The following is a 12489-nucleotide window of genomic DNA, read 5'->3' as shown; positions in this document are numbered from 1 at the left end:
TCATTGAAACCTCTTTTTCAAGTTTATCTCTTACTAATTACAATCTTTATTACTGTTCTGTTTAGAAAATAAAATTATACAAACTTTACTCCTTTTCTCTTATAGACTTAGCAATCTTAAAAACAGAAAAATCAATCTTTTTAATTCGTATTAAATCCAAAAAATAATTATTCTGAAAACACATCTCTAAGAATGCTGATTGAATTTATCATACAATTAATTATATTGTCAACAATAAAATTAATTAAACAAATACGGTTAATTATGTATCAAATGTTATTTTTAAACATAATTATTTTCTCGAAAACATTGTTTCTTTCTACTTTCATGTTCATATTCATTTCCCCTCACTGATTTTTATACAATTTACATTACATAAAATTCAAATGAAATCATCATACCTTTAATCAAAATGCTATCTTTAAATAATAATTCATTTGAAGTTATGCAACCTTTTTAAGCGAATAAAAAAGTGCAGATTTTCATCTGCACTTTTTTTATTCTTTCACTTCAGCTTCTGCACTACTATTTTCAAGATTCTCTTTCTGAGCTTCTTCTTCTATCTCAGCTGAAATCATTCCATAATAAATTTCTGGATACAATCCAAATATTTGATATACACTTCCTAAAAACGGCATCGGAATCCCTCTTTTCTAAAGTTGTATTGCCACTTTTAAGGATTCCCTTTTCATTCATTATACATTCGTTTTTGGCGTTTCCTCTTCATCATGAACGCTTAATAAATTTTGCCACTTTTTATAAGGAGCACTATTTGGATCTACATAACCTTTCGCGTACGAACGATCCCACAATTGTTTAATAAACATTTCTTTCTCTTTCTTTGCAACCATATCAGCACCTGTACCGTAATAATTTTGGAAATACAACTCAATTTCATCAAGGAATAGCCTTAATAATTCATCAGAAGTTTCTTCTAGCGTTGGGTCATATTTTGCTTCACGGTCATACATTAAAATCATATCTAAAATATTATGGACATGCTCTTTACGAAGCCATCTAATATCTTGAGCACCTAATACGAACGGATGTGTATATAAATGTCCGCCCTGTATCATAGCTTTTTCTTGTTCTTCTTCAAATCTGGACAAGATGTTTTCATAAATAAACGGATTATGAAGCAATGCTCTGTGTAATTTGTAACTTTCACTTGAAATATTTTTTCCCATCGACTGAATTAAGAAGCTACGTCCAACGCCGTTATATTGATACACGAACTGACCATCAACAGCAACTAAACTAATCCAGCGATACATATACGCGTATAGAAGAGCGCGATTACATTTATCGTAATCCAGTTTCGTTTGCGTTGCATTTAAGTCTGGCATGAATGCTGGTAAGTGCCAATACTTATCTAAATGCGGCGTTAAACTAGATTTTTTACTATTCAACTTGTTCACACGGCGATAGTATGACTGAAAATAATCACCTTTATCATTCATAAATCCATTTGCAATATGGCCAGACGACAGCTTAGGAAAGTCTTGTAATGATAAACCATAATGCGCACGATAACAAATGACTTCAAATGGCGAAAAAGCTTCATGTACTGTATCTTTTTCTTTAAACATTTCTTGAATTAATTCTTCTTGCAATTCTTTCTTTAAAGATGGATGTATACCCCAATATTGTAATTCCCTATGATGGGAAACTTTCGGAACGAATGGACTTGCTAAATGGAACAAGTCTTCAATTTTTTCACGGACGTATTCATTACGATCACGCTTCTTATAATCCGCCTCTTTTCGTAACGCCTCAACGATATTCAGCTCTAATTTATCACGATAGCGTATTTGTAATTCATCGTAGCAATAACTTAGTATGTGCTCACGATAAAAATCTTCTACTTTTTTCGATTGAATCTCTTCTGTTTTTGCATCCCGGCAATATTCCCCGTATAAACTCATATAAATTTCCGCAGATATATCTTTCGGTAATACTCCCAAATTTAAATGTTGCTGCATATCTTGCCATATTTTTTCTTGCAACTTCTCTTCAGCTAATACGTATACATTCGTTGGGTTTGTTTTCCCTTCAAATTCCTTGCTTCGTTTTTGAATTTCAAACAATAAATTTTCACGCGTTTCGTGTAAATTATCAAAAAACCTTTCCCAATATTGAATCATTTTATTAACTGCTTGATAAAGCGATTGATAAACGAGTTCTAATAGCATTTCTTTGCGATACTCGTTTAATTTGTGTACATACTGCGTTACAATATCTTCAAATTCTTTTTTAAACAAACGCTGCTGATTATTAATCATTTTTCCAAACCAGCCTTGTTGCTGCGCGATTTCTACTCGGCGAACAGCTGTTACCGTTCCATCAATATTACTTACATTAAATTTCTTATCGTAGTTTTGAATTAAATTACGCTTTTGTTCATTATTTTCATGTAGTCGATTCATTTTCTCGACTAACTGCTTTCGAATTTCATACAACATAAAACGAGCTGATACTGGATGAACAGGATCCGTTTTCTTTAAAAACCATGTATTTAATTGATAGGACTGCCCTTCAGAACCACTTGGTGCAAAACGGTCTGATTCAATCATGTCATACAATAGTGTCGTTACATGCTCATGTACGCGGCTCGGAATCGCATACGCATATAAACGAACCGCATGATCCACCCTTGCTACTTCACCTTTCATTTGCTCCATCATTTTCAGTTTCGCAGCCGAAATTTTACACTCGTGCTGCAGTCGGTTTAATTCCTCATCTTTTTGCACCGTACGCTGTACATAACTTTCTACAGCCTCTAAAAACAGTTTAGATTTCGCAACACCGACCTTACCGCCCTCTGCTCCTTCACGCGTTTCATTGTACATTTGTCTATAAAAAATATGAGCCTGTTCTGGACGGGTAGCAAGATGTTCTAAGTCTTCTAAATAACTTTTCCCACGCTCTGGCTTTTCACGTTGCATCCCGCGTTTGACGTCTTGGTCATATCTTTGCTTCTTCTCTTGAAACAGTTGATCTAAATGCAGCCAAGACTCATCTAAACCTTGCACAGCCCATTTTAAAGCACAATATTTTAACACGTGCTCATACGGATAAATAATCTTTGCCGTTCCTGCCCCGCAATATCGTCCTTTCCCACTTGATTCTGCTAATTGCTGAATTTGATTATCTTCCTGTGCAAAATGATTTGCAGACATCGGACTAAATAACTGTAAATAAATCGTATTTGCCATTTGCTCCATATAATCTGATAAATTGTGCAGATGGTGTCCATGTAGATTTTCGTAATCGTATAGGAAACAATAATTGTATGGTAAATGATGTTGTTTAATCGTATGATTCGTTCTTCCGTCTTCATCTACTTGATCAGGTCGATATTCTAATTCAATCGTCACACCGCCACGTTTTGATAATTCTCCAGTGGAACCGAGTGTAATGGCATGTAATTCTTTTAACGAGGCATAGCCGTTTGCTTGCACCGTTTCAAACTCTTTCGCACTAACCGTTCTCGTCTTAACTAAAACATCCGGCATTAAAAACGCACCACGTATTAAAATGTTGTGATGCTGCAGTTTTTTCCGAAGCATTTCACGTAAATATAATGCAATTTGTAGAAACATCCCTGAACCTGTTCCGCCCGCTAGTGATGTTACGATAATGACACGCACTCCATATTCCGTTTGATCGCTTGTAACCGGAAAAATCTTCTCGATTTCTTGCCAAAAGGATGTCAATTTATCTTCTTTCATCGCAGCAAGTAACGCTAAACGGGAAATGACGCGTAACTGTCCTGCCCCTTCTGTCAGTGGTTTATCAAGTATAGTCGGGTCCATCGGAAACCACTCTGGAATCGTTGGATCTCCTGCAATATACTCTCTTGGCGTTTTACTAGAACTCGTTTGCGTCTTAAACTTTCGAATATGATCAAATTTACTCAATGTATTCACATCTGTATCAAATACGTGCATTGCTACCTTTTTTCGGCGCTCCTCAGGTAGCCTTTCATATATTTGATGTGTTACAGTACTACCGATTCCACCTAAACCAATTAATATCGTTGGAACTTGTAACGTCATGTGAACCACCTTCCTATTCTTGCTTGTTTGAAAAGAGGGGAGAAAGATAAGACTCCCTCCTTTTCCCTATCTACTATTCACACTCATATTTGTAAATTTCTTTACCATACCCTCTATCAATTACTAAAAGTTCATTTGGATATAGCGTCTTATGTTCCATTCCAACCTCATCTTCTGTTATAAACATCCCATCAATAATCATTCCTACTACTTGTGACTCTTTCGCTACAAATATTGATTTCGATCCTTTCTTTGCTATAAACGTAACGGATTGCACAGTCTTTCTTTCTGCTCGGAATGGAATGCCAAAATAGTGTTTCCACCATTTATTTTTAAGTAATTCTGGCTCAGATTGATATAACCAATCTTTCGCTACCTCTTGATCCCATTCGTAATACAATAGTGCTTTTCGGTGAAATCTTGGACGAACAATCCATCCTAAAACGATTATTCCTACTACTAACAATAATAAAGTGATAGGAATAACAAACTTAAAAATAAGCGCATATTTTTCATAGAACGGTGCATTTTGAATATGAAGTGATATATTTTTCTTTACTTCTTGTAATTTTGAATCTTGCACTACGATGGTAGCTTCTACGGTGCCGGTATCTGTAAAATTGAATGTGTCGGAGTAATGAGGGCGAGGATAAATATAAATTTGATTATCCTGTTGTTTTATTTCATAGTTGATTGATTGTTTAGATGTGACACCAGTAGATTTTAATAGTTTCTTTACAGCTTCTTCTGTCATCGGCTTACCATCTAACTGTGGTTGTATAATAAACGGTTTACTATTCTCTAAATTCGTTACTTTTTCCTCATAATCTTTCGTAATAGTTTGCAATGATAATTTTGGTTTTTCAGTTACTTCAATTTTAAATTCCTTCGTCTGTCTGTAAAACCCCTTTATGTTCATATGAACTTTCCCGCGCACTAACCCTTTATCGATCTTCGTTTCGTAGTAAAATACATGTTTTTTATCGTCCCACTTCATCGGGTACTGTTTTCCGTCTATTTCTACTTCTGACTGAAAATATGAAGACTGAATTGGTAATTCCGTAGGCTTCGCTTCAATAACAGCAGTAACACCTTCGTACATTTTCTCCACATTTTTTTGACTACTATCGTCTTTGTCATAAGTAGAAACAGTATAGTTAAGCGCCGGTTCAACTAGTACTTGTAATCCTTCTTTCTCAATATCTCGATCCACTTCTATCGTATACGTTCCTGGTTTAATAACTTCGTGATTTTCCGTACTTATATGAACTATATTTCCGAATAATTTCGCTTCTCCTGGTGCATGTATGGAATAAGAAGATTGTAATTGTAATGGTTTAGAAATTTGTGTGACCTGATAATTAGACAAAGAAGGCGATTGCCGTACAAGCGTCATACGCTTTAACGGGAATGGTGTTGTAATCTCTACTTTCTTTCCTACTACTTTCGTTTTTACAATCGATTCAACCGAGGAGAACGGATCACGATTTGCAACTAATGCTGCCACTTGATTGACGCTTTTTACAATACCATCCTCTCCACTAGATGGCATCGTAACGCCATTTATCTCTTTCTTCCATATTTCTTTAAACGTATTTAGTTGTGCCTTTTCTTGCTGCCCTAAATCCTCTTCCATCGTAATTAAAATTGGATGTAACGATATCTTTTTTGCATCCATTTCTTTCTTAAACTGTGCTAGCTTCTGTGTAATTTGTTCTTTTCCGCCAACCTTATCTTTCTCTAAATCATTAAATGCCCCGTCAGTTAAGACAATAAGCCAAAATTCACGTTTTCCATCTATATCTGCTTCCTTTTTTATAGATTGCATCGCCGTCTCTACTGCGCTAAACGGAGTATTTAAATGCGTTTTCCATGCTCCAATTCCCTCAATTTCTGTTTGTCTCTTATCCTTCGTTAACGAAATGTTTAATGGATCATTCGGCTTGCTCATTGGAACGTAAGAAAATTTATCTTTTTCATCTAATAGCGCAACTAAACTTTGCAAAGCGTAATTGGCATATTTCCAGCGATCGTTATTTCTCATGCTGCCCGAATCATCATATACAAGTGAAACGACCCTTTCCTTTGCCTCCTCTCCTTTTGCAAAAGTCCAAAAAGGATGTAACCATATAAATAGAAACAACATGAATGTGGCACAAATTCGAATTTTCATGATGAGGCTTCGCCACCTTTGTAGACAAATTCCTATGTTTAAATTTATGAGAGGATACAAGATATATGACTTGTATTTTAGGACAACTAGCGCATCATAACTTTATTATGTAAACAGTTATAAAAACTGAATATTATTCCTTCTAGCGTTTTCCATCCGATACTATAAGTAAAAAAGCCTGTTTAAGCTCTACACTTAAAACAGACTTTTCCTACTTTTCATATTGAAAACACTTAACAAAAAGTTTGATTTTAAATTAACACATCACTTCAATTGCAAATCCACCAGGTGCTTCCACATAAAACGTATACGCATGTGCACGTTTAGGAGCCTCAACCAAAAATCCATCTTCCTTCAATCTTTGATTTATCTTATCTACTTGTTCTTCACTTTCTTGTGGAAATCCTACATGAAATGTTTTTGGATAATGTACGTCTTTCCCTTTCATTAACGTTAATATAAACCCATCATTATCACGCATAACTGCAAAGCCATTTCCCCTTGTTCCGCTACAAGTTAAACCAAAATACTTTGCTAAAAACTCTCTCGCAGCTTCTACATCTGCAACTGTTAAATTAAGATGTTTAATTCCCAACCTATCACCTTCTTTCTTAATTTTCTAACATTTTATCATACAATTAAAAAACACGCCTTTCACAGCGTGTTTCATTTCTTCACATACACTTCAACAATCGGATTATCTTTATGATCCGCATGTAAGCGTAAATTCTCTTCACTTGTACTATAAATGCTAGCTAATAACATAATTGTTAACACGTTAGGAGTTTTTGCATCGCTCCCGTATTTCCTTTCAAGCGCTTCCTTATATTCAAAATCCAAATCTCCTTGCACATATGTATACACTTCAAAACCATCTTCTAAATTGCAAACTATTGTATCAATAATATCTGCCCCAACTTGCTTCTTCATTTCCTCTCGCAAAGCTTCAATAAACTCTTCCCACGGTACTTCGTATATCTGAAACTGATCTGTAGATTTCATGCCTTTTGCCTCCTTATATATCCTCTTCCTATATTTCCCCTTTCCTATAACAATTATGATAGATAGGGCATTCGTACAAGCCGCACTTGTCCCCATTACATATCGTATTACTGTAATGGGGAAGGAGGAAAGAACATGCATAGACAAAAATGTTACGATACGTGCCAACGTTATTTCGGTAAAGTCGTTCGAATTGAAGATCGTGATGGTCGCATTCATTTAGGCAAAATAATTGATGTGACAAACAGCTCTGTATGGATTGAACCAGTGCAACAGCGCTCATCTTTTGATACAGGATTTGGATACTATGACGCATATGCAAACGGTGGCTGTGACCTTTGTGGGGGCCTTAGCAGATGTGATAGTTGCGGATTTGGTTGTGGTGGTGGATTCAGCGGCTGTGGATGTGGCGGTCGTGGTTGCGGTAGTTGTGGTGGCTGGGGTGGCGGCGGCTGGGGCGTTGAACTCGGATTTGGTTTCATCTTCGGAATTACATTAGCTGCATTATTTTTCATTTAACATAGTAAAGAGTTGACTAGCTTTAGTCAACTCTCTTTCTTTATTTTTCACATATAAAAATACGATGTCCTAAAATATGTTGGTACATAAGTCGTACATTTTCATGCTGTACCCATGCCTCATATAATTCATTTGGAATATGCGAGGATACATTCCATTCTGGCTCTTCTATATAGCCCGAGATTGTTTCTGCAATTGTACCACCGCCAGCAATTGTAATTCTTTTAAAATTTGCTTTCTGAAATAATTGTACCCATTCACTCTCAGTTAATAGTTCTTTCATCCCGTATAGTCGGGCAATTTTTCCTTCCTCACTCTTCTCAATGTGCCTATCAATAATCATTTCAATGACAACAAGTTTACCGTCTTTCTGTAGTACACGATAGCACTCCGGGATAACCCTTTCTTTCTCTGTAAAAGCGAGTATCGATTCTCCGAGTACGAACTCAAATGAGTCATGCAAACAAGGTAATTGCTCTACATTTCCTTCAATTAATTGAATGTCTATTCCTTCAAACGACCATCTATCTTTCGCCTTTTGAATCATAATCTCATTCTTTTCAACCGCCGTTACTTTATAACCATATTCTTTCTTCATATATGCCGCTGTTTTCCCCGTACCACAGCCTATTTCAAGGACATTTGCTCCATATCTAAAAGGCAATTGTGCTAACAATTGTTTCGTTAACGTAAAACCACCAGGATGAGCACTTCCTATTCCGTAATAAGCTAGGAAATCGATGTAAGTATTTCGTTTCATAGAATTCTCCTTTAAATTTTCTATAATACATATATTCACCTATCAATAAATCGTGCACATAAAAAAAGCATTTCCAAGTGCTATACCGCAACTTGAAAATGCTCTTCTCTTTTTTATTTCTCTTCTACATACGCCCATTTGAAACTATATTCCGGACTAATATTATGTTTCACAATTCCCTTTACATTCGGTTTCATAACATATGATTTAGCACTTTGATATAAAGGTACAAGTGCTACATCTTCCTCAAGTAACAATTTCTCTGCCTTCCCTAGCTCTGTCCAACGTTTTTTTGCATCAGCCATCCATTCTGTCTTACCTTTAGTAATAATATCATCATATTTTGAATTTGAGTAGCTCATCTGGTTTTGAGAATTTTTCGTTTCAAACATATCAAGGTACGTCATTGGATCCGCATAATCTGGATTCCAGCCACCATATGAAAAATCATAATCTTGGTCTGATTCTAATTTTAGTTTTTGCTTAAATGGTTGCAGTTTAATATTTACTGTCACGCCTTTTAAATTCTTTTCAACTTGATCTTTTACATACTCCCCAACTTTTTTCGCATTACCAGTATCATAATTTAACAATTCAATTGTTACTTGATCTTTTCCAAGCTCTTTTTTCGCTTCTTCCCATGCTGCTGCTGCCTTTTTAGAATCTTGTTTTAAACCATTCTTGAACGTTTCTGCGAAATCTTTACCGTCTGGTCCACTCGCTAAACCTTTTGGTACTAAGTAATCCACTGGTTTTGAACCATCATTTAAAATAACATTCGTTAAAGCTTTCTTATCAATGGATAATGCGATTGCTTCACGTAGCTTTTTGCTCTTTAACGGTGTATCTTGCCCACCACGCTTTTGATTTAGACGCAAGTAAAACGTACTTGTTTCTGAATATGCTCCAAATTCCTCTTTATTATTTCTATACTTATCAACAAATTCTCCTGATAAAATTGCGAAATCAATTGCACCTGTATCATATAAATTCACTCTAGTAGCTGGTTCTTTTACTACACTATAGTTAATTTCATCTAGTTTTACAGTCTTTTTATCCCAATACTGCTCATTCTTCTTCAATTTCCAACCTTGCTCATGCTTCCAATCAGTAAGAACAAAAGGTCCGTTATATACTGTTGTATCAGACTCTAAACCAAATTTATTTCCTTTTTCTTTTACGAATTTTTCATTTAATGGATAGTATGACGCAAATGCCATTAAATTCAAGAAATATGGTACTGGTCTTTCTAGTTCAACTTCAAGCGTATGATCATCTACCGCTTTTACACCTAATGTAGCTACTTCTGCTTTTCCTTGATTAATTGTTTCTGCATTTTTAAGATAGTAAGCAATAAATGCATACTCAGCAGCTGTTTTTGGATCTACTAGACGTTGCCATGCAAATACGAAATCTTTCGCTGTTACAGGATCACCGTTCGACCATTTTGCATCTTTCCGTAATTTAAATGTATATTTTTTACCATCCTCGCTTTTTGTGCTAGATTCTGCCACAGCAGGGATTGGCTTATTATCTTTATCAAGGCGATATAAACCTTCCATTGTATTCCCTAAAATTTGTGCCCCAAGTGTATCCGTACTTTTTGAAGTGTCCATCGTCGGAATTTCATTCGTTTCTGTACGATTTAACACTTGCTTTGCCGCATATTTAATATCAGATTTCTTCTCTTCTCCACCATTATTAGATGTCGTTGTCGTTTTCTTCTCCCCACCAGAAGATCCAGAACATGCTGTTAACGCCATACTCATCGCTAAAACTGGCACTACAACCGCCGTAAACTTTTTCATCTTTTTCTTCATTCTTGTACCCTCCCCAATTTATATGTACGAAACTAACTTTGAGAGATTTCTAATTTAAATTACCAGAAAATTATTACTAATTATCATTCTACTAATTTTTCGCGATTTGTAAAGTATTTTTAAAGAATATTCATAATAATTAATTTATTTAAAACAATAACAATCTATTACTACTATACGAATTCTCCCCCATCTACTATATGTAAGTACCACTTTTCTTATTCTTCTCTATTTATTTAAATTTAATTGAATAGTAAAAGAGCGTTTAAAAAATAAATAATATATTTTTTAAACGCTCTTTTTTCCTATTTTCCTTCCGTTACATAAGCCCACTTAAAGCTATATTCTGGACTAATGTTATGTTTCACAATTCCTTTTACATTCGGTTTCATTACATACGCTCTTCCTGTTTGATATAAAGGAACTAACCCAGCATCTTCTTCAAGGAATAATTTTTCTGCTTTCCCTAACGTCTCCCAACGTTTCTTCGCATCACCCATTAATTCATTCCCTGCTTTTTGTACCATTTCGTCGTATTTTGCATTTGAATAACTCATTTGGTTATATGGGCTCTTCGATTCAAACATATCAATAAATGTCATTGGATCCGCATAGTCTGGACTCCAACCTGCATAAGAAATTTCATAATCTTGTGCAGTCTCTAATTTTAATTTTTGTTTGAACGGCTGAATTTTTGTATTAATCGTTACACCTTTTAAATTTTTCTCAATTTGATCTTTAACATAATCAGCAATCTTTTTCGCAGTTCCATCATCATAACTTAGTAATTCAATTGTAACTTGATCTTTTCCAAGTTCTTTTTTCGCTGCTTCCCACGCTGCTGCACCTTTTTTCGGATCATATTTCAGACCATTTTTAAATGTATCTTGATAATCTTTACCGTCTGGTCCTGTCGCAAGCCCTTTTGGAACCAATTGATCCGTTGCTTTTGAACCGTTATTTAAAATAACGTTTGCCAATCCTTTTTTATCAACCGATAATGCGATTGCTTCACGAAGTTTTTTACTCTTTAACGGCGTATCTTGTCCGTTACGCTTTTGATTTAAACGTAAGAAGAATGTACTTGCTTCTGAATACTCACCGTACTCATCTTTGTTCGATTTATATTTATCTACAAATTCTCCTGATAGTAATGTAAAATCAATTGATCCTGTATCATATAAGTTTACTTTCGTCGCAACTTCTTTTACTACACTATAGTTAATTTCTTCTAATTTCACAGTCTTATTATCCCAATATTTATCATTTTTCTTTAGCTGCCATCCTTGTTCATGTTTCCATGAAGCCATAACGAATGGTCCGTTATACACCGTTGTATCAGCTTCTAAACCGTACTTATCTCCTTTTTCTTTTACGAATTTTTCATTTAACGGATAGTATGACGGAAATGCTAATAAGTTTAAGAAGTACGGTACTGGTTTTTCTAGTTCTACTTCTAGTGTATAATCATCTACCGCTTTTGCTCCTAATTCTGTTACAGGTTTTTCACCTTTATTAATTGCCTCTGCGTTTTTAATATAGTAGGCAATAAATGCATATTCTGCCGCTGTATTTTTATCAAGTAAGCGCTGCCATGCGTATACGAAATCTTTCGCTGTTACTGGATCACCATTTGACCATTTTGCATCTTTACGTAATTTAAATGTATATTTTTTGCCATCCTCGCTTTTCGTACTAGATTCTGCTGCAGCTGGGATCGGCTTATTATCTTTATCCAAACGATATAATCCTTCCATCGTGTTTCCTAAAATTTGTGCCCCTAACGTATCAGTAGATTTAGACGTATCCATCGTCGGAATCTCTTGATTCTCTGTACGATTTAATACTTGTTTTGCTGCGTATTTAATTTCGGATTTGTTCTCTTCCCCACCACCACTAGACGTCGTAGTTGATTTCTTCTCCCCACCAGATCCAGAACACGCTGTTAACGCCATACTCATCGCTAAAACTGGCGCTACAACCGCCGTGAACTTTTTCATCTTTTTCTTCATTTTTGTACCCTCCCCAATTATATGTACGAAACTAATTTTGATAGATTCTCTAATAACTAGTTATCAGAAAATTCTTATTAATTAATATTCTACTGATTTTTCTGTTTTTGTAAAGTTATTTTTAAAATATTCTAAAAATTATCCC

The 12489-nt window shown here is 35.1% G+C and carries 9 protein-coding genes; 1 reads left to right on the top strand and 8 read right to left on the bottom strand.

The window, feature by feature from the left end:
• Window positions 1–497: 497 nt before the first annotated feature.
• The 5 genes from DN389_RS20575 to DN389_RS20555 all read right to left on the bottom strand — a co-directional run bounded on the left by DN389_RS20575 (window position 498) and on the right by DN389_RS20555 (window position 7233).
• Window positions 498–638 (bottom strand): phosphonate ABC transporter permease, encoded by a 141-nt coding sequence (locus DN389_RS20575; RefSeq protein WP_098189443.1) that lies wholly within the window; start codon window positions 636–638, stop codon window positions 498–500.
• Window positions 639–695: 57 nt separating this feature from the next.
• Entirely contained in the window at window positions 696–4058 is a 3363-nt protein-coding gene (locus DN389_RS20570; RefSeq protein ID WP_149237526.1) for a tubulin-like doman-containing protein, read from the bottom strand.
• A 73-nt stretch (window positions 4059–4131) separates the two neighbouring features.
• Window positions 4132–6231 carry a vWA domain-containing protein gene (locus tag DN389_RS20565; RefSeq protein ID WP_149237525.1) on the bottom strand — a complete coding sequence of 700 codons (2100 nt, stop codon included), beginning with the start codon at window positions 6229–6231 and terminating at the stop codon, window positions 4132–4134.
• Between the two features lie 256 nt (window positions 6232–6487).
• Window positions 6488–6826, bottom strand: coding sequence for a VOC family protein (locus tag DN389_RS20560; RefSeq protein ID WP_048565909.1), 339 nt, complete (start codon window positions 6824–6826; stop codon window positions 6488–6490).
• A 71-nt stretch (window positions 6827–6897) separates the two neighbouring features.
• Window positions 6898–7233, bottom strand: a complete 336-nt coding sequence (locus DN389_RS20555; protein WP_048565908.1) for a hypothetical protein — start codon at window positions 7231–7233, stop codon at window positions 6898–6900.
• Between the two features lie 135 nt (window positions 7234–7368).
• On the opposite strand from DN389_RS20555, the gene DN389_RS20550 reads away from it, so the two are divergent.
• Window positions 7369–7752: a hypothetical protein gene (locus tag DN389_RS20550; RefSeq protein WP_048544012.1), complete on the top strand. Its 384-nt coding sequence runs from the start codon at window positions 7369–7371 to the stop codon at window positions 7750–7752.
• 40 nt (window positions 7753–7792) lie between these two features.
• On the opposite strand, the gene DN389_RS20545 is transcribed toward DN389_RS20550, so the two are convergent.
• The 3 genes from DN389_RS20545 to DN389_RS20535 all read right to left on the bottom strand — a co-directional run bounded on the left by DN389_RS20545 (window position 7793) and on the right by DN389_RS20535 (window position 12344).
• Window positions 7793–8512: a class I SAM-dependent methyltransferase gene (locus DN389_RS20545; RefSeq protein WP_048565907.1), complete on the bottom strand. Its 720-nt coding sequence runs from the start codon at window positions 8510–8512 to the stop codon at window positions 7793–7795.
• 113 nt (window positions 8513–8625) lie between these two features.
• A complete protein-coding gene (locus tag DN389_RS20540; protein ID WP_048565906.1) occupies window positions 8626–10332 on the bottom strand; it encodes a peptide ABC transporter substrate-binding protein in 1707 nt (568 codons plus the stop codon).
• Between the two features lie 305 nt (window positions 10333–10637).
• Complete coding sequence (locus DN389_RS20535; protein WP_088122817.1) at window positions 10638–12344, bottom strand: peptide ABC transporter substrate-binding protein; 1707 nt, start codon at window positions 12342–12344, stop codon at window positions 10638–10640.
• Between the last annotated feature and the right edge of the window lie 145 nt (window positions 12345–12489).

Source organism: Bacillus sp. AY3-1 (assembly GCF_008368785.1).
GTDB lineage: Bacteria > Bacillota > Bacilli > Bacillales > Bacillaceae_G > Bacillus_A > Bacillus_A wiedmannii.
Note: the sequence above shows the minus strand (reverse complement) of the source record. Positions and strands in the feature narration are given on the sequence as shown.

Excerpts from the sequence above, each read along its gene's own strand:
- DN389_RS20565 (WP_149237525.1), bottom strand. The coding sequence starts at position 6,231 with ATGAAAATTCGAATTTGTGCCACATTCATGTTGTTTCTATTTATATGG.
- DN389_RS20550 (WP_048544012.1), top strand. The coding sequence starts at position 7,369 with ATGCATAGACAAAAATGTTACGATACGTGCCAACGTTATTTCGGTAAA.
- DN389_RS20570 (WP_149237526.1), bottom strand. The coding sequence starts at position 4,058 with ATGACGTTACAAGTTCCAACGATATTAATTGGTTTAGGTGGAATCGGT.
- DN389_RS20535 (WP_088122817.1), bottom strand. The coding sequence starts at position 12,344 with ATGAAGAAAAAGATGAAAAAGTTCACGGCGGTTGTAGCGCCAGTTTTA.
- DN389_RS20545 (WP_048565907.1), bottom strand. The coding sequence starts at position 8,512 with ATGAAACGAAATACTTACATCGATTTCCTAGCTTATTACGGAATAGGA.
- DN389_RS20540 (WP_048565906.1), bottom strand. The coding sequence starts at position 10,332 with ATGAAGAAAAAGATGAAAAAGTTTACGGCGGTTGTAGTGCCAGTTTTA.
- DN389_RS20555 (WP_048565908.1), bottom strand. The coding sequence starts at position 7,233 with ATGAAATCTACAGATCAGTTTCAGATATACGAAGTACCGTGGGAAGAG.
- DN389_RS20575 (WP_098189443.1), bottom strand. The coding sequence starts at position 638 with ATGCCGTTTTTAGGAAGTGTATATCAAATATTTGGATTGTATCCAGAA.